Here is an 18,703-nt window from a genome sequence, read left to right as displayed (position 1 = left end):
ACCATCAACGAGAGGCAGGACTGTTTGAGCAATTCCTTTTCCAAAGGTCTTGGAACCAATCAATTTAGCTATCTTATGATCTTGTAGCGCTCCAGAGAGCAATTCTGACGCTGATGCTGTTTGCCCATTTACTAAAATCGTAATAGGATAGGGAGCTTGGCGACCATTGCGCACCCAATTTTCCACTTCAACTCCATTACGATTTGTCGTATACATCAGCAAACCATCTTCCATAAACAAACTGGCAATTTCCTTCGCTGCGCTTAGATATCCGCCACCGTTATCACGTAAGTCAATGACCAAACCTGTTAATTTTTTTTGATTGTTTTCCAGTTTATCTAATTGCTCTTTGAACTGATCACCAGCATCGCTTCCGAACGTATCAAGTCTTATATATGCAATCGTTGCAGATTTGGAAGTGAAAAGATGACCTGTTGCTTCTGGCATAATAAGAGGCGAGCGCTTGATTGTATAATCCTTTTTTTGTGTTGTGCCCGATTTAGAAAAGGTAAGAGTTGCACTCGTTCCCTCTTCACCTTGTAGCATCTTAATCAACTCTTCTAGATGTTGTACTGTTATTTTATTACCATCAACTGCTTCCAGCTTATCACCTGAATTAATTCCAGCTATAGCTGCTGGGGAGTTTTCAACAACCTTGCGTACAATAATACCGTTATCGGTTTTACGAAACATGATGCCAAAACCCACAAAATTATTATTCACACTGTTCTGAAACTGATCCAATTCACCTTCAGTAAATAGAGTAGTGTAAGGGTCATTTACTTGGGTTAACATTCCTTCAATCCCATAGTAGCTTACAGTATTCCAATCCAATTTTTCTTGGGCTTGCCATTGCTTTATACGATCCACCATTTCTTGGACGGTATCATCCTTCTCATCCACGACAACTTCAGCACGTTTCTCAGCCTTTATATATTGTTGAACCCCTTGCAAGGCCCCTTGCACAAGTTTTTTTTCACTTGGTTTGTCGAGGTGGTTTTCTTGCAAAATATAATACACCTGTTGTAGCTCCAAGAGAGCTCTATTGTTCGCACTGTTTATATCAAAAGATGAGGCTTGATTTATGGACTGTGACATAGAAGCCATAGCCCCCGAGCCAGGCCACAAGAGCATAAGTGTAAGAGCCAGAACCCCCGTCTTTCTAAGTTTCATGTATAACACCTGCTCCTTCCTTCACCTCTTTTGGAATGTCCAGACGTAAGCTCTCGGGAAATTCATATTCTTCATCGCCATCAAGCTTGATGTATTCCCCATTATCATAGATCTCCGTAATTTTCCAAGATTGGCGTAATAATTGATTAGTTCTGGAATCCAGATAGTACTTTACAACAAAAGTAGGAGCATATAAGAGTTTTTTCTCTTGTAAATCGAGTGTTTCTGCATATTTTTGAAGTTCATTTGGTTCATAAAATTCGGTAATGATCTCGTATTCTCCAAAGCTTTGCTTTAAGTATCGAGCATGAAGCTTATTTAAACGACTTAAAACAGGCAGATCACTCACATACTCGTGCAGATACGTTTTTTTCTCAGTTGGACTTCCTGTTACTTTTTTGGTCCAGACACCCTTTTCATTATCCCAATCGTACTTAACTTGATTACGACGATCTGTATATCCTTCCATTTTGTTTAATACTGCTTGGTCAGCCTTTTGATAAATACCTTTTGTATGTGTGATTCCTCTTTTAGTATCCATCTCTTCTGTTACCTTAAGCACCGTACCACCGTAATTCATTTCCGTCTTGACAATGATCCTTTGGGCTTCATCCATCTTTTTATCAGCTTTACTTAAAAGGGTGGCATAAAGATTTTGTCTAGTAGAAGACAACAGATCTAATTCATGAGCCACTTGGTCATATAAAGCTACAAGCTCACTCTTCTGATCAGCTTCTTTCGCGCGTTTTAACAGATTTTCAGCATCAGAGATCCGATTCTCCTTGACCAAATAGTACAAGCCATTTTGTACAGCAAGCACTAAATCCGGTCTCTCCTCATAGCGCTTAATCGCTAGCTCATATTTATCTAAATGAATTTCAATGGCTGCCAAATATAGGCCAAATACTTTCCATTCCTCTGAATTTTTAACCAGTTTGTCCTCGTAACCAAGTAACTTTTGATACAAATCTTCGAATTCCTTACCTTGATTAGTACGTAGCATTTGTAAGCCAACATCATAGATATTAGCGGTAAGTAGACCTAGAATTTTTGGATCATGCTCCACTGTTTTTATATAGGCATCTAATGCAAGGAGTGCTTCTTTGGCATTATCTGCTGGTTCCTTATAGTAGTTCCAGCTTTTGTAATAATGAACTCCCACCTGGTTGGCAAAATCAGCTGGTAGCTCCTCCAGTTCTTTAAAGGTTTCCTCTTCTTCAAGATAATTTTTAATTGCATCAACAATGTCTATGAATTTTTTCTCCGTTTCCGTTGGAGAGTCGTACGTCGCAAATAACGGGTACATCTCCTTCTGAACAGGTACAAACGGATATAGAGAACGTGATTCGTTAGCTAGCGGCAGTAGCATCTCTGATTGCAAAGAAGCACTCACCTTTTCAATTAAAATAGCTGCTTCTGCACGGGTTAACGTGTTCGAGCCTTTTTTAATCAATTCTAATTCCCATGGAGATTGCTTCGTGGTAAAGGATAGAGCTGACAGGACTTTAGCTGCCTCTGCATTTGTAATAGGCTGATTAGGATAAAATTCATCTCCTGGAAAAACCTTATGTAGAGTCCTTGCACCTGCAATCCGATCATGATACACAAACACACGTAAAATACCCGGATACATCCATGTCATGTAATGCACATCTTTGTATGGTAAATACGGCTCGTCCATTCCTTGTCCCCGACCGAATTCATCGTTTTCTTCCAACAAAGTCAATGGAAACAGCTTATTTTGATTATTTTGTAAAAAACGGCTTGTCAATAAAAAGAACTCCGCCCGTGTCATAGCCTTATCAGGAAAAAACTGCTGGATCGCTTTCGACGAATCACTAAACAATCCTTCCTCATAGGCTCTCACAATAGCCTCTTTGGCAGGATGATTAGAGATATCGATGAAAGGCAACGGAGCTGAAAGATCATCCCCTATTTCCTCAGCTTGTACGGGTTCTAAAAAGACACCGGTAGCCATCACAATAGCTACAGCAGCAGGAATTACCTTCCACCAATTCCGACTACACGAGGATTCTTTCGCACTCGTCACAATATACCAGCCCCTTCCCTCTCCGCCATTTATCAAAATTACTTGTTGATAATGGCATAAAACACCCCATACATGACTTATTTTTTACTTCTACCACCGGATTTTTTTTAGTTTCCAGTAGCCGATCATACTCGCTCAACCATTCTGGGTCTAATTTTGCTTTGCGTTCTTCTGCTTCCATACGAGAGAATTGCAATGACTGTTCTAGAGAAAATCGCTTTTCGATCAGCTCATTTCCATTGCGTTCCCACTCTTTTTTTGCCATCCAGAGCTCTTGCTCCTTTAACATTCGTTCAATTTGTTGATCAGGGGTGTCCGTAGGCATGCCCTCTATTTGACGTTCAATAGCCCTGATGTGCTTCATCTGTTCCCTTTCTTGCTCTTTTACACCAGCCAATTCACGCTCGGCTCGCTTTATTTTCCCAAGTAACTGGTGCCACTCATAGAAATCACGAATCGAGGACATGTTGCCCACTCCCTTATTTAAGCCGTAGATCCTTTGCCTTAGAGGTATTGAAACGGGTCTGTATGAATCTCTGAGGCAATTACTTCGGTTTTATATTTATGTTCTTGTAGCTTTTCTTGTATAAAACTAGCCAATCTTGGCTTCATGATCTTTTCAATGTTATGACCAGCATCAATTATTGATAATCCTTCCACGAACGCGTCCTGCGCTTCATGATATCCGACATCGCCTGTTACCATTACATCTGCACCACGGAAAGCAGCTTTTAACAAATAAGAACCACCGCTACCTCCCAGAACAGCGACCTTTCTCACTATACGATCCTTAGGACCGACTATACGAACCCCTTCCAGACCTAGCTTTCTTTTGACAAAATGAGCATATTCCTCCAGAGTCATAGGCTCCACTAGTTTACCAATTCTCCCAAGCCCAAGTGTACGTGGCGGTAGATCAAGAGGATAGATATCATACGCTACCTCATCATACGGATGCGCTGCTTTCATTGCCTTAATCACAGATGTTTGTTGACTACTTAGTATAACAGTCTCAATCCGAATTTCTTCTACATGCTCCACTTTCCCCTGTTCTCCAATAAATGGAGTAGTACCTTCAAGTGGTAAAAAAGTACCTGTCCCCTCAATCTGGAAGCTACAATGACTGTATTGCCCAATATGACCAGCACCTGCATTCGTCATAGCCTGAAACACTTGTTCACTATGCGATTTAGGCACAAAAGTCACTAGCTTTTTAAGCTCATCCTGATATGTGACATCTAGGATTTCGGGTTGCTGTAATTCTAATTCTTCTGCAAGCCAATCATTCAAGCCTCCATTTGCAACATCTAAGTTCGTATGCATGCTATAGACGGCGATATCATGAGCAAGTAACTTTGCTAACAAGCGTCCTGCTGGTAAATCAGTGCGTAAATGCTTTAAGGGACGAAATATCACAGGATGATGAGCAATTATGAGCGAAACACCTTTTTGAATGGCTTCATCAACCACCTCTTCATTTACATCCAACGCTGTCATGACCTTCTGAACAGGCTTTTGTAGTGTGCCTACTTGCAATCCGATCTTATCCCATTCCATCGCCAAAGATTTTGGTGCTAGTCTCTCCACTAATTGTATGATGGTTTGTCCGTTTGCAAGCATGTCAAAACTCCTTTAATCCAAATAATTTTATCCTCAATTTCCGACAGTTTTTCCTGCGTTTCCACACGAGTAGATGCCGTCATGCGCTCTTTGATTTTTTCCCACTTCTCTAATTCAGACTTCCATTTTTCGAGCAAAATAGGAGATTGTTGTTGTAATAAAAAGGGTCCAATTTCCATTAGCTCTACTTGGCTCCATTTATTAGACTGATATGGCTCATCTGGATTGCCTGGTTCAGCTACAAGCACTTCATAAATGATGCCATCTTCCTCTACAATCTCTTCTGCTACTAATTGATATCCATGGTCATATAACCATTGACGAAGTGTATCTTCTCCAACATTGGGTTGCAGGATCAAACGTTTTACTTTCCCTAATTTATCAAGGCCAGCTTCCAAAATAGAAGCAATTAATTGTCCACCCATTCCTGCGATGCAAATGACCTCTGCCTCGTTTGGGGCTAGTACAGCTAAGCCATCACCTTTGCGAACAGAAGCTCTATCCTTAGCTGTTAGTGTTGCAATTTGTCGAAGTGCTGCTTGATATGGTCCTTCATTCAATTCTCCCGCTATTACAAAACGCGCCTGATTGTTTACTAATAAATAGGAAGCCAGCAGGGCGTGGTCCGATCCAATATCAGCTACAAGCGTATCTTTGGGGCAATATGCTGCAATTGTTTGTAATCGTTTAGAAATAGTTAATGTCATGTTCCTATTACCTCCAGTTCATCCATTTTACCTCATCTTGCCAAAAAAACACATGAAGAAACTGGATGAGTAATATGGTAATTTTCGGGATTGTAGTAGAGAGAGAAGAGGATAGTTGAACCATAACGTTTTTACGCCCTTCCTTGCTTCTCCAAAAACAAATATGTAACCAGATATTAACAAATAACCTTCAAAAAGACTAGTATGACACAACATTACTATTCCCAGATCGTTGTTTTTGCTTCTAGATTTCCAATAATAAAAATCCCTCCAAAATACAAGTTGGAGAGATCCCTAAGTTCCTTATTTACTTACTTCACGAGCAATTACCATTCGTAAGATTTCTGAAGTTCCTTCCCCGATTTCCAGTAAACGTGCATCACGGAAGTAACGTTCAACATGATAATCCTTCATATAGCCGTATCCTCCGTGAATCTGAATAGCTTGATGAGTGGCAGACATTGCGACCTCCGAAGCATATAACTTAGCCATCGCCGCTTCTTTGGTAAATTTGCGTCCTTGATCTTTAAGCCACGCTGCTTTATAGACCAATGTACGAGCTAATTCGATCTGGGTTGCCATATCAGCCAATTTCTGTTGAATCATTTGGAAATGTGACAAGCTAGAACCAAAGGCTTTTCTTTCTTTCGCATACTGTAATGCTCGATTAAAAGCTGCTTGAGCTACACCGACAGACATCGCACCAATACCAATGCGCCCACCATCCAATGTGATTAAAAATTGTTTAAAGCCCTCTCCTTCTTTACCTAAAATTGCTTCTTGAGGGACCTTAACGTCTTCTAAGACCAACTCCGTGGTATTCGAGGCATTTAACCCTAATTTTTCATAGCGATCCACTACCTTAAATCCTGGTGCATCCGTTGGAACCAGAAGAGCCGTAATTCCTTTTGTACCCTTTGATCTATCGGTTACAGCTGTTAAAGCAAGAAATTTAGCGTAAGAAGCATTAGTAATAAAACATTTGGAACCATTAATTACATATTGTCCATTTTGTAATACTGCTTGCGTTTTGGTTCCACCTGCATCAGATCCTGCTTGTGGTTCTGTTAACCCAAATGCTCCTATACTCTCTCCGCTACAGATCTTTGTTAAATACGTTTCTTTTTGTTCCTTTGTTCCGAACAGATGCAAGGGAGCCCCACCCAAGGATATATGTGCTGAATAAGTAATGCCTGTCGAAGCACAAGCACGACTTAGCTCTTCAGTGACAATAGCAAAGCTAATCGTATCCGCTCCAGCTCCCCCAAATTCTTCAGGAAATGGTAAGCCCATCAGTTCCAATTCCCCTAGTTGCCTCATAATCTCAATAGGAAACCTCTTTTCCTTATCACGTTGCTCTGCTCCAGGTGCGACTACTTCATCAGCAAATTCCCGAATCATTTTCTGCAACATCTGTTGCTCTGATGTAAGATCAAATTGCATGTCAACTCTCTCCTTTATGCGCTATATCATGTTCAATTCGCTACAGCGGGTAATTTATCAGTCTTGACTGACCGAGCGTTTGTTCAGAATTTACTTATTATTATATACAATTTGAAAGATGTTTGGATAGTCTTAAAAATAAAATAAAGAGACTCCGTGCTTGACGAAGTCTCAGTCCTATGTAAAACAAATAATAAAACCTCTGGATGCTACTTTATCCACGAAACCATTCAAGCCAGTAGCGACGTGTAATGATTAGCAATAAACCACTAAGCAAAACTTTAATGAGTAATATAATTTGCATCATCTCACGAGACGCCTCAGGAACCCACAATGAGCTGATCTCTGGACCAAAAAAGTAAAATAATCCACTTGCTACAAGAGTATAGGCAAGTTGCTGATGACGTCCATGGAACAAATAACCTAATCCGATCATCAAGAAAGATAAAGGTACCCAATATAATTCTATATTCATCCAACTAAAAAATTCTCCCATGCGTGTTAGCATAGCTGTCCCATATAAAATACCTATACCTATTAGCCCTGCAAATACAAACAAGGAATAACGAAATAGTAAACCATGCAAAAAAGAATAGGTAGCAACTAAAAGAAGAAACCAAAAATATGTAACTTGACTTATTTTCCATTTTTCTCCAAAATGATAGAGACTCGCTAAAGCGATGAGGGTCGTGATAAGTAAGAAAAAATAGGATAATAGCGGTATTTTTCGTTTAAATACAAAAGCCAGCACATAAGCAAGTATCCAACTGAGAACCAAAATGCTCATTTGCATTGGAATACTAAAAGCGTTAAAATAAAAAGCAAGTAAAAGCATGACAGCGATTACAAGTCCTACAAGAAATATTCCTCCCATAAGCTTTACGGAAAGGATTTGCGCTTCTTTCCCACTCCCTTGAATTTGAGGACCTACTCCATGTGTAAAGACTTGTTGTTGCTTATCAAGCCTATCCGTTCTACTACTCGGTTTTCTGTTGGGAAAAAAGAATAAACGTTTTTTTGTGACGGGCTCCTCTTGATTTTGAGCATGCTTGCCTTCTGTATAGAGATTTAACAGAAAAATGCAATAATGTTCTGGCAGTAAATGATTCCGTCGCCAATTTTCAATCTCAGTAATAATGATTTTTCTACGTTGATCATCCAAGTAGACATCGCCTCCTTACTGCCATTTCTTTTTGTTAGTTTTGTGAAATGGATCATATTTGAAGTAACATCCTGTTTTTCCCAACAAAAAAGCCTACGTAGCGTATTTGGCAAAACGTAGGCTTAGTGCTTACCTTATCTTTATCGGCTATTCCAAAAAATCTTTTAAACGTTTACTACGGGAAGGATGTCTTAATTTACGTAGGGCTTTTGCCTCAATTTGACGAATACGCTCACGAGTTACCCCGAAAACTTTTCCTACTTCCTCAAGTGTTCTTGTACGACCGTCATCTAATCCGAAGCGAAGACGAAGTACGTTTTCTTCACGGTCTGTTAATGTATCTAAAACATCTTCTAATTGCTCTTTCAACAGTTCATAAGCAGCAGCATCAGAAGGAGCTAATGCTTCCTGATCCTCAATAAAATCACCTAGGTGAGAATCATCTTCTTCTCCGATTGGTGTTTCTAATGACACAGGCTCTTGAGCAATTTTCATGATTTCACGTACTTTTTCAGGAGTTAGATCCATCTTTTCAGCAATCTCTTCGGGAGCAGGTTCACGCCCTAATTCCTGTAGTAATTGACGGGAAACGCGAATTAGCTTATTGATGGTCTCAACCATATGCACTGGGATACGAATGGTTCTTGCTTGGTCAGCAATAGCACGAGTAATAGCTTGTCGAATCCACCAAGTTGCATAGGTACTAAATTTGTATCCTTTTTGGTAGTCAAACTTTTCAACAGCCTTAATTAGACCCATATTACCTTCCTGGATCAAATCTAGGAACAACATACCGCGCCCCACATAGCGCTTTGCTATGCTTACAACGAGACGCAAGTTAGCTTCTGCCAATCGGCGCTTTGCTTCTTCATCGCCTTGTTCAATACGTTGTGCTAGTTTAATCTCCTCTTCAGCGGAAAGTAGAGGAACACGCCCAATCTCTTTTAGGTACATACGCACAGGATCATTAATTTTGATTCCTGGTGGCACAGACAGGTCATCATATTCAAAGCCTTCCTGCTCCTCATCCTTGATCATCATAGCATCTGCTTCTTCGTCTTCTTCACTCTCATTACTAACATCGATCCCTTGATCACCTAGGAACTCGAAGAACTCATCCATCTGATCAGAATCCTGATCAAAGTTCGATAGACGATTTGTAATTTCTTTGAAAGTCAAGCTTCCCTTCTTCTTACCTAGTTCCACCAATTGTTCTTTTACCTGGTCCACCGACAAAGTCTCCATGTCTGATGTCAAGTTTTGCTTGTTCATCTATTTTCCCTCCTTCCTCGGGAATGATGCTGATAACTACCCTTCCCTCAAAGCATTTTCCATTTCGGCGATCTTCATCCCTAGTAAAGCGGCTTCAATAATAAGCTTTTTGCGCTGCTCCTCATCTATGGTGCTTCCCGCTTGCAAATTTAGTTGCTTTTGTTGTTCACGTAACCTTTGTAGTTCCGCGCGAACAGGGTAATTGTTCACCTGCTTGATGTAGTCTTCAATTTCCTTATCAGATACATCGTCTCTGCATTCCATCATGGCTAATCCCGAGGCTAATTGCTTGCACTTCTCATCTTCAACATAGTGTATAAAGGCTCCAGGATCTGCCGGATGCCCCTCTGCATAATAAGCATACAAGTAAGCGGCTAGAGCACTGTGTTCGTCCACTTGGAAATCTGCGTTACATTCCTGTTGCACACGTAAAGCAATTTCCGGATCACGCAACATATAGTATAGCAACATTCGTTCTGCATTTTCGTGTGCAGGTGCTTTTGTAACCATAAATTTGCCATTATTTATACTATTATTCCATGGTGCTGTAACTTTATCCCTTTGTTTCATTATTTTTTGTTGCTTGTACAGCCTTTTCGCTTCTGTCTTTACAGCCTCAAGGGATAAGGAATACTCCTCAGACAGTTGCCGTTCATACATATCCCGTTCGATCGCGTTCGGGAGTGTAACGATGAATTCCAGTGCCTGTCTTACATACTCAGCTTTATCCGCTTCATCTTGTATTACGGTTTTACTCCGCAAATGTTTCAATTGAAAGGACGTCACCGGCATAGCTTGTAATAATACTTGCTGGGAAAATTGTTCAGCGCCATACTGCCGTATATAATCATCAGGGTCACTACCCTGGGGGAGTGGAGCAATTCGCACCGTACAACCAGCTTTTTGCAATTGATCAATCGCTTTTGCCGTAGCATCCTGTCCGGCAAAGTCGCCGTCGTAGCAAAGGATTACCTGATCCGTGTTTCTTCTGATCAGATGTGCTTGTTGCTCCGTAAAAGCGGTTCCTAGCGTAGCGATTCCGTTACTAATGCCAGCCTGCCACGCAGCAATTACATCTGCATATCCTTCAAAAAGGATTGCCTGGTTTCGTTTACGCATTTGGCTTCTCGCGCGATGCAAGTTAAATATAGTGCGACTTTTGTTGAATAGGAGTGTTTCTGGACTATTTAAATACTTGGGTTCCGAGCCGTCAATTGACCTTCCTCCAAATCCGATAACCTCTCCCTGTGAATCCTGAATCGGAAAGATAACTCTCTTGCGAAATTTGTCATACACTCTTCCACGATCATTGGAGGATAGTAATCCTGCTTCGACCATTAACTCTAACGGAAAATTACGCTTTACAAGGTTATCCTTAACGAAATCCCATGATTCAGGCGCAAACCCAATCATGTATTCGTCAATCGTCGTTCTAGTAAAGCCTCGGTTCTCCAAATACCGAAGAGCTTCCGATCCATAGGGAGTGGATGTTAAAACATAATGATATAGTTTCGCCACAAAACGATAGGCTTCATACATTTTCGCCTTCACGCTCTGCATCGGATTATCTTCGTGAGCGAGGGGAGCTGGCGGGGTTAATCCCACCCGGTCTGCAAGTTTTTGCAAGGCCTCAGGAAACGATAGCTGTTCGACTTGCATAACGAAAGAGAATACGTCTCCCCCAGCATGACACCCGAAGCAATGATAAAACTGTCGCTCCGCGTTCACATTAAAGGACGGGGTTTTTTCCGAATGGAACGGACACAAGCCTAGATAGGCGCGCCCCCTCTTCTTCAGTTGTACGTATTCTCCCACCACGTCTACGATGTCAACAGCTGCTCGAACCTGGTTGACGAACTCTTCGGGTGTAGATTGAGCCATAGCCATCCACCTTTTCACAGCAATGAAATTACTTTATTCGTCAAAGTTCGGCAAAATCCTTCTTTCAACTACTATTTTTTCTTTCTGAACTTATCGGCGTGTTTTGATTTTGTTACGTCGAATAATGTCAAGAATAATATTAGCCGTCTCTTCAACTGCTTTGATGGAAACATCGATCACGGGACAACCTACGCGTTCCATGATTTTTTTTGAGTATTCCAATTCTGTTTCAATCCGATCCATTGTTGCATAATTCGCTTGGGCAGTTAGACCTAATGCTTTTAATCGTTCCGTGCGAATTCCGTTTAATTGATCTGAATTTATGGTAAGTCCAATACATTTTTCCGCTGGTAGTAAGAACAATTCTTCCGGCGGTTCGACTTCTGGAACCAACGGTACATTTGCTACCTTCAAGCGTTTGTTTGCCAAATACATGGACAACGGGGTTTTAGATGTACGCGAAACCCCAATTAATACAACATCTGCTCGAAGTAAGCCACGAGGGTCTCTGCCATCATCGTATTTTACAGCGAACTCAATGGCCTCCACTTTTCGGAAATAATCCTCATCCAATTTACGTACTAATCCAGGCTTGCCGGATTGTTTCGTCTGGAGTAGATCTTCCATAATGGTTAATAATGGACCCATTACATCCACAATGGGCACATTATGTCTGTTGGCTTGTTCCAAAATATAAGTCTTTAGTTCAGGAACAACGAGAGTAAACACCACCAGAGCTTTTGATTCTTTGGCGGAAAGGATAACTTCATCAATGGATTCTTTATCCTCGATGTACGGATACTTGTGAATATCTACCGTTTTACCGCTAAATTGACTTGACACTGCCCTTACGACAAATTCTGCTGTTTCTCCAATTGAATCCGATACGACATAAATTAATTGGGTATTCATTTCCAATCTAACTTCCCCCTACACATTCGTCTCTTTGCCAAGCTCCACAAAAGCTCTAGAAATTGTTGTTTTGGTAATTCTGCCCAACAATTCAAAGGTTTTTGGATCTTCTTCGTTGGGGCGTACGACCGGCAGTGAATCAATTTGGAATTCAATCAATTTTTGTGCAGTATCCAGAAGAGTCTCTTCTGGAGAACACGTGACGATATTAGGCATTCTTGTCATGATGATGCTGACAGGTATGCTCTCCAATCCCTTGTTACCTAATGAGGCCCGGAGTAAATCCTTTCGAGACACTACACCAGCTAACAGACCTTTTTGATTGACAACAAACAATGTACCTACATCTTCTAAGAATAAAGTCACAATTGCATCATACACCGTCGCTGATTCAGCCACGACGATAGGCACCGCTTTATAATCATTTACTACTAGCTTGTGCAGTCGTTCTGCAATAACCGACGATGTAGGACGACCTGCATAAAAATAGCCAACCCTCGGTCTGGCATCTAAATAACCCGACATAGTAAGGATGGATAAATCAGGTCGAAGAGTAGCCCTTGTGAGATTCAGGTGCTCAGCAATATTCTCACCTGTAATTGGACCTTCATCTTTTACAATTTGCAAAATTTGTTCTTGGCGTTTGGTCAATTCGATGACGGATCACCACCGATTCATAAATTACTATCCCTAGTATTACTCTATAAAGAGATAGATTCCTGCAAAAGAATCGTAAAAAGCTTTTTTTCTGCTACCCTAATGTACTGAAAGTAGAAAAAAGCCTCCACAAAAGGAGGCAGGGAGCTCATGTCCCGATAAGCCGATGTTTATGTATATATATATGATCACAATTGATCATGATAGCCAAAAAACTATGCCTTGTCAAATCCATCTGAAAACTCTAGACGTTCCATTTGTTCTAGAAAGTTTCGGCTTTTGAGATGGAGGTCAATATGCTGATCTAAATACCTATGCAACAGAAGCCTCAGTTGGTTTCGTGTATTTATTTTTACTTCAATCTCTCCTAAACGCTCAAGGGGGAATAATAAAAACAGCCGTAATAATTTCCAAGTTGCCGGCAAAATATGAAACGAATAAGGATCAGTAGGTGTACATCTCTGACATAAAAGACCACCTTGCGTGATACTAAACGTATAAGGTTCGCCCTCTGCACCACAAGAAATGCAACTTTCAAGATGCGGACGAATTCCAGCAAGAACCAGCATTTTACTTTCAAAAATACGGCAAAGAATCTCAGAATCCTTACCTTCATCCAAATACTGGAGTGTATGAACTAATAATTGGAACAGGTAAGGATTAGACTCACGCTCTTCAGTCAAACGATCTAACATCTCTGCCATATAAGCAGAATAAGCAGTCAGCATTAAATCTTGACGGAGGTCTTTAAAAGATTGAAGAATGTCCCCTTGCGTGAGCTCCGGCATTCCTGTCCCTGTTCCTTTTTTACATAGATAGTATCCATGTGTAAACAATTGAGATACGGCGGCCAGGCGACTTCGAGGTTTTTTGGCCCCCTTTGCCATTACCCCGACCTTACCGTATTCTCTAGTGTAGAGCGTAACCACTTTACTACTTTCTCCGTAATCAACGCTACGGATGACAATACCTTCCCACTTTACAAGCATACCTGAGAATCACCCTGTTCCAATAGGGCTTGATCCAGTGATCCTGCATCATCAGCAACGTTTTGCGCTTCATGATGTTCCTTATAAAGAAGGTAAGCGTGGATATCACCGGTTGAAGCAAAGTAACTCCAAGAAAAGTTGCGAAGCATGTTGCATCATCCTTTCCTTTTTTCGGCTCTACTTTCTTTATATAGAATCCACCGTAGCCCCCATTTCTATGCCTTGGAAAAATTGTCACGTATAGTAAGGAAAGAGTTTATTTCTCTTCATAGAAACCAAAATTACGAAGCATTCTTTCCTGATTACGCCAATCTTTCTTCACTTTTACCCATACTTCTAAAAAGATTTTTTCTCCTAATAAACGCTCCATATCAACCCGTGCACGTTTGGAAATTTCTTTTAGCATGTCCCCTCTTTTTCCGATCAGAATTCCTTTTTGAGAATCACGTTCCACGTAGATTGCGGCATAAATGTATAATGTTTTTCCATTTTCCCCACGCTTCATTTCCTCCACCGTTACAGCGATTGAATGCGGAATCTCTTCACGCGTCAGATGAAGAACCTTTTCACGAATCAATTCCGCTACGATAAAGCGTTCAGGATGATCCGTTACTTGATCTGCTGGATAATACATGGGACCTTCTGGCATTTCCAACAAAATGGATTGTAGTAAGGCATCTGTATTGTTTCCTTGTAAAGCAGAAATAGGAACAATTTGTTTAAAATCATGATGCTTCCGATATTCATCAATTAACGGAAGCAAATCTTCTGGATGAATTTGATCAATTTTGTTAATAACCAAGAAGACCGGGGTATTAACCTTCTTCAAACGCTCGAGAATATACTCTTCTCCTGCCCCACGTTTTTCTGTGGCATCAATTACGAACAGTACCAAGTCTACTTCATTGAGAGTGTTCTCAGCAGCTGCTACCATGTAATCGCCCAATTTGGACTTCGCTTTATGAATACCTGGTGTATCAATGAAAATTAATTGACCTTTGTCAGTGGTATACACAGCACGAATCTGATTACGTGTGGTTTGGGGTTTATTGGACATAATGGCGACTTTTTGCCCAACAACTTGATTTAATAATGTGGATTTCCCTACATTTGGTCGTCCAATAATTGATACAAATCCGGATTTAAACGTTTCTTTCTTTTTATGATTATCCAAGAAGATCCTCCTTTGTAAAAGCACCTGGCAATAGTTCACTCACTGTAGTAACCGTAACATCTCCATTTAAATTGGACAAGATTACCTTCATATCAGGTGGGCACATTTCTGCCATAACCTGACGGCATGCTCCACATGGTGGTACTGGTTTCGGTGTATCCGCTACCACAGCGATTGCTTGGTAAGTCTTATCTCCATCGGAATATGCTTTAAACAAAGCTGTTCGTTCTGCGCAGTTGCACAGAGGATAAGCAGCATTTTCAATATTACATCCTAGATATACTTTACCCGTTTCTGATAATAATGCAGCACCCACCGGGAATTTGGAATAAGGTACGTAAGCTGTTTCTCTTGCTACTTTTGCTTGTTCAATTAGTTGTTGTTGGTTCATACAATTCTTCCTCTCCTGTTTCTAAATAAAAATGAAGATGCCAAGAGACCAGACGATGCCGTTCCCATTTTGGGAGGTTCGTCTAGCTGATTCCTTGACCGTTATTAACGTGTCCTAGCGAGTAAAGAAATAGGCATATAAAGGTGGTCCAAGAATGAGGATTCCAATTACGACTGCAAACATAGCGGATACAAAGACAGCTCCAGCAGCGACATCCTTCGCTATTTTTGCTTGTGGATGATACTCTTCTGTAACCAGATCAACGACAGCTTCAATGGCAGTATTAAGTAGTTCAAGCGCCCAAACAACAGCAATAACCAATAATAATAGGCTAAGCTCTAGGCGAGTAACTTGTAGCCAAATGGATACAATAACCACACCGAGCGCAGCTACTACGTGTATTTGCATGTTTCGTTGGGTGCGTATAGCATGGTTAATTCCCTGTAGAGCATAACCAAAACTACGCCATAAACGAAGCCACTCCTTCACGTTGACCGCCCCTATCTCGTCAAACCGACTTCTTGCAGGATATTTTCCTGACGGGTAAACATTTCTTTTTCTTCCTCAGGTGTCCCATGGTCATAGCCAATCAAATGCAAAAATCCATGCACTGCTAGAAAACCAAGCTCGCGTTCAAAAGAATGGCCATAATCTTGCGCTTGTTCTTTTGTTCGTGGAATTGAGATGATGATATCGCCTAGCATATTAGGATAGTCATCAAATTCACTTTCTTCCACAAATATCTCCATGTCACCCTCGCCCTCTTCATTCAGTGCAAACGATAGCACATCGGTAGGACGATCCACTCCACGATAATCGCGATTCAACTCATGGATACGTTCATTGTTTACAAGTGTGATAACCACTTCGCCCGTAATCTCTTCAAATTGGGCTGCTTTTTGTAAGCACTCTTCAATAAGTTGTTGGTGCTCTTGAGTGATTTCTTCGTCTTGCTCATTTACAATTTCAATCGTCAGCAATGTTCTTCCCTCTTTTTCTTCTGAAACATATCATAATTTATAATCACATAAAGAGACTCCAAGAGGAGCCAGCCTAATTCTGCTGCTCCTCTCTGGAATACGCTGTAATGATTTTTTGAACCAAGCTATGACGTACAACATCTGTATCCTGGAATTCGATAAAAGCGATGTCAGAAATAATGGAAAGAATGCGCTCTGCTTCTCGCAGACCAGACTTTTTGCCTTTTGGCAGGTCAATCTGAGTCACATCCCCTGTGATGACCATTTTGGAGCCAAAACCCAGGCGCGTCAAGAACATTTTCATTTGTTCTGGTGTAGTATTTTGTGCTTCATCCAGAATAATAAAGCTATCTTCTAAAGTACGCCCCCTCATATAAGCAAGCGGAGCTACCTCGATGATACCTCGTTCCATCATTTTACTAACCTGTTCAGTTCCTAACATATCATACAAAGCATCATAGAGCGGTCGTAGATAAGGGTCTACCTTCTCTTGTAAATCACCTGGTAAGAAACCAAGACTTTCGCCCGCTTCCACAGCTGGACGAGTGAGAACAATTCGCTTTACTCGACCGTTTTTGAGAGCCTGTACGGCCATTACTACTGCTAGATATGTTTTACCAGTACCAGCAGGACCAATTCCAAACACGATATCATTTCGTTTAATAGCAGACAAATAATGGCGCTGCCCTAAGGTTTTAGCCCGGACTAATTTACCGCGGTGAGAACGTGCTACCTCTTCTTCATAAAGATGCAGAAGCTCTTGTTCTTCCCCTTTTTCTGTTAGCTGCATCGCATAGTATACATCACGTTCGGATAACGTAATTCCCCTGCGGATCAGCTGCAATAAAGTATCAAATAGCGTAGCCAGCTTGTCGACTTCTGCCTTTTCCCCACTGATGACGAATGCGCCGGTGCGGGTTCCTATCTGAGCTGTTGTTTTTTCTTCGATCTTTTTTAAATAGGAATCATGAGGTCCAAACAAAAGCAATGCTTCCTGTGCATCTGCAAACTGGATCACTACTTCTTCTTGTACTTGCAACCTTTGTCCATCTCCTTGCCATCAGTTATTTTAGTTTGGTGTGCCTTCTAGTGCGGGCGGCGTAGCAACAATTGGTTGGTCCATCGCTATATTTTCGATAACGGAAAAATAGATACTTACATAAACTTTACCATTCTCTTGTTTTACGTGCAAAACTTTTTCTTCTTTTATCTTCGCATCTTCTCCAGCTCGTTTCAAGATATCTGCTTTTGCAAATTGTTTAGCTACCTCAAGAGCATTCTGATCGCTCATTCGAATAACCTTAGGCTCCAGCTCTCGATCAATTTCTGTTTTCCACCCGAACGGCAATTGATAGTCAAAAAAAGCTGCTTGAAAACGTTTTTCTGTCTTACGATCATGCTTGTACGACTTGACTTCAAATGGCCAGAGACGTACAGCGGATGACCCAAAAATCAAAAAGTGTTGCTTCTGTTTTTCTCCCGTATAAATAAGCTGGTTCTGGATTAAGGGAACGGTCACATCAGATCGATACCAGACCTCTCCTTTCACTTGTCCTCGGGCAGAAACAACAGATTGACGTTCCTCATTGCCAATAATTCCTGAAATTAAAACCTGCCCCTTATCAACATATTGATTCGCTTTAACCATAGTCTTACCTGTTTCTGCAAAAATACTGTGGATGACCGCTTTTTTCTTTGCCACAACATGTTTAGGTTCATGCGCAACACTCTTTTCCGGATCAACCTTTTCAACGACCTGAATAATTGCCTTTGTACCATTTAACTCTACACCTACCCATGAGGCTTCTGGAATATAGCCTAAAATGCGACGCTGTAATTCTTGTGGGTCCCCAATTTTGAATTTCCATGCACCTGCTCTTAACCCCACCTTCTCGGCAGCTTGTGTCACCTGATATTGCGAGATATTCTGTGTTCCTTGTACTTCGATTTGCCATACAAACGTGGAGAGCATGTACAATCCGAATAAAAAAATTAAAATACCTGCAACAAACCCAATTCTCATTCGCATCCGTAACAACAAAAAAGGTAACCCATCTCGGCTTGTCACATGTACACGGCAGCCTGTCTCCTTTAAGAAGGGACGAAGCCGATAAAAATCGGCAATCATCATCTCACACTGTCCAAGCTCCGGATCTAAACGCTTGATATTCCACATTGAAATGTTTTCGCGGACAGCTAGGTTGATAAGACGTTCGAACCGTTTACCGCGAATTGTTACTGTTATATGACCTTCGTACCATTCTTTTACTACGTTTCGCATCTGTATCCCCC

General features: G+C 41.0%; 19 protein-coding genes (1 of these 19 cut by a window edge). All 19 read right to left on the bottom strand.

Going from position 1 to position 18,703, the window contains the following annotated elements; translation table 11 throughout:
* Nucleotides 1-1,173, bottom strand: partial view of a S41 family peptidase gene (locus ACQV1I_RS07915; protein ID WP_116333262.1) — the 5' portion only. Its footprint begins 393 nt before the window's first position; 1,173 of the gene's 1,566 nt are visible here — the first part of the coding sequence; it begins with the start codon at nt 1,171-1,173; its stop codon lies off the left edge, out of view.
* Complete coding sequence (locus ACQV1I_RS07910; RefSeq protein WP_116333261.1) at nt 1,163-3,223, bottom strand: S-layer homology domain-containing protein; 2,061 nt, start codon at nt 3,221-3,223, stop codon at nt 1,163-1,165. Before ACQV1I_RS07910 ends, ACQV1I_RS07915 begins: the two co-directional genes overlap by 11 nt.
* Complete coding sequence (locus tag ACQV1I_RS07905) at nt 3,195-3,689, bottom strand: C4-type zinc ribbon domain-containing protein (protein WP_104148598.1); 495 nt, start codon at nt 3,687-3,689, stop codon at nt 3,195-3,197. The genes ACQV1I_RS07910 and ACQV1I_RS07905 overlap by 29 nt, the downstream gene beginning before the upstream one ends.
* A gap of 38 nt (nt 3,690-3,727) precedes the next feature.
* Nucleotides 3,728-4,843, bottom strand: coding sequence for a Nif3-like dinuclear metal center hexameric protein (locus tag ACQV1I_RS07900; RefSeq protein ID WP_116333260.1), 1,116 nt, complete (start codon nt 4,841-4,843; stop codon nt 3,728-3,730).
* Nucleotides 4,810-5,550 carry a tRNA (adenine(22)-N(1))-methyltransferase gene (locus ACQV1I_RS07895; protein ID WP_116333259.1) on the bottom strand — a complete coding sequence of 247 codons (741 nt, stop codon included), beginning with the start codon at nt 5,548-5,550 and terminating at the stop codon, nt 4,810-4,812. The genes ACQV1I_RS07900 and ACQV1I_RS07895 overlap by 34 nt, the downstream gene beginning before the upstream one ends.
* A 303-nt stretch (nt 5,551-5,853) precedes the next feature.
* The gene (locus ACQV1I_RS07890; RefSeq protein WP_094700353.1) at nt 5,854-6,993 is read right to left on the bottom strand and encodes an acyl-CoA dehydrogenase family protein; all 1,140 of its coding nucleotides are present in this window, start codon (nt 6,991-6,993) and stop codon (nt 5,854-5,856) included.
* A 214-nt stretch (nt 6,994-7,207) separates the two neighbouring features.
* Nucleotides 7,208-8,155, bottom strand: coding sequence for a hypothetical protein (locus tag ACQV1I_RS07885; RefSeq protein ID WP_116333258.1), 948 nt, complete (start codon nt 8,153-8,155; stop codon nt 7,208-7,210).
* Nucleotides 8,156-8,302: 147 nt separating this feature from the next.
* A complete protein-coding gene (rpoD, locus tag ACQV1I_RS07880) occupies nt 8,303-9,427 on the bottom strand; it encodes an RNA polymerase sigma factor RpoD (RefSeq protein ID WP_018674194.1) in 1,125 nt (374 codons plus the stop codon).
* Between the two features lie 36 nt (nt 9,428-9,463).
* Complete coding sequence (gene dnaG, locus ACQV1I_RS07875; RefSeq protein ID WP_116333257.1) at nt 9,464-11,308, bottom strand: DNA primase; 1,845 nt, start codon at nt 11,306-11,308, stop codon at nt 9,464-9,466.
* A gap of 90 nt (nt 11,309-11,398) precedes the next feature.
* Nucleotides 11,399-12,220: a pyruvate, water dikinase regulatory protein gene (locus ACQV1I_RS07870; RefSeq protein WP_035312404.1), complete on the bottom strand. Its 822-nt coding sequence runs from the start codon at nt 12,218-12,220 to the stop codon at nt 11,399-11,401.
* 18 nt (nt 12,221-12,238) lie between these two features.
* On the bottom strand, nt 12,239-12,871 hold the full coding sequence (locus tag ACQV1I_RS07865; RefSeq protein WP_018674191.1) for a helix-turn-helix transcriptional regulator: 633 nt from the start codon (nt 12,869-12,871) through the stop codon (nt 12,239-12,241).
* 221 nt (nt 12,872-13,092) lie between these two features.
* Nucleotides 13,093-13,866, bottom strand: a complete 774-nt coding sequence (gene recO / locus ACQV1I_RS07860) for a DNA repair protein RecO (protein ID WP_116333256.1) — start codon at nt 13,864-13,866, stop codon at nt 13,093-13,095.
* Nucleotides 13,857-14,015 carry a YqzL family protein gene (locus tag ACQV1I_RS07855; RefSeq protein WP_018674189.1) on the bottom strand — a complete coding sequence of 53 codons (159 nt, stop codon included), beginning with the start codon at nt 14,013-14,015 and terminating at the stop codon, nt 13,857-13,859. The genes recO and ACQV1I_RS07855 overlap by 10 nt, the downstream gene beginning before the upstream one ends.
* 107 nt (nt 14,016-14,122) lie before the next feature.
* Nucleotides 14,123-15,040 carry a GTPase Era gene (gene era, locus ACQV1I_RS07850; RefSeq protein ID WP_116333255.1) on the bottom strand — a complete coding sequence of 306 codons (918 nt, stop codon included), beginning with the start codon at nt 15,038-15,040 and terminating at the stop codon, nt 14,123-14,125.
* Nucleotides 15,033-15,431: a cytidine deaminase gene (locus ACQV1I_RS07845; protein WP_018674187.1), complete on the bottom strand. Its 399-nt coding sequence runs from the start codon at nt 15,429-15,431 to the stop codon at nt 15,033-15,035. The genes era and ACQV1I_RS07845 overlap by 8 nt, the downstream gene beginning before the upstream one ends.
* A 114-nt stretch (nt 15,432-15,545) precedes the next feature.
* Nucleotides 15,546-15,920, bottom strand: coding sequence for a diacylglycerol kinase family protein (locus tag ACQV1I_RS07840; RefSeq protein ID WP_018674186.1), 375 nt, complete (start codon nt 15,918-15,920; stop codon nt 15,546-15,548).
* A gap of 11 nt (nt 15,921-15,931) precedes the next feature.
* Entirely contained in the window at nt 15,932-16,411 is a 480-nt protein-coding gene (gene ybeY, locus ACQV1I_RS07835; protein ID WP_018674185.1) for an rRNA maturation RNase YbeY, read from the bottom strand.
* A 73-nt stretch (nt 16,412-16,484) separates the two neighbouring features.
* Nucleotides 16,485-17,450 (bottom strand): PhoH family protein, encoded by a 966-nt coding sequence (locus ACQV1I_RS07830; RefSeq protein ID WP_018674184.1) that lies wholly within the window; start codon nt 17,448-17,450, stop codon nt 16,485-16,487.
* Between the two features lie 30 nt (nt 17,451-17,480).
* Nucleotides 17,481-18,692 carry a sporulation protein YqfD gene (gene yqfD / locus ACQV1I_RS07825; protein ID WP_094700348.1) on the bottom strand — a complete coding sequence of 404 codons (1,212 nt, stop codon included), beginning with the start codon at nt 18,690-18,692 and terminating at the stop codon, nt 17,481-17,483.
* Nucleotides 18,693-18,703 lie beyond the last annotated feature (11 nt).

The sequence above is a fragment of the Brevibacillus sp. JB24b genome (assembly GCF_051713385.1).
GTDB classification, from domain to species: Bacteria; Bacillota; Bacilli; order Brevibacillales; family Brevibacillaceae; genus Brevibacillus_B; species Brevibacillus_B laterosporus.
The sequence above is the reverse complement of the archived record's forward strand: the minus strand, read 5'-3'. Positions and strand labels throughout refer to the sequence as shown.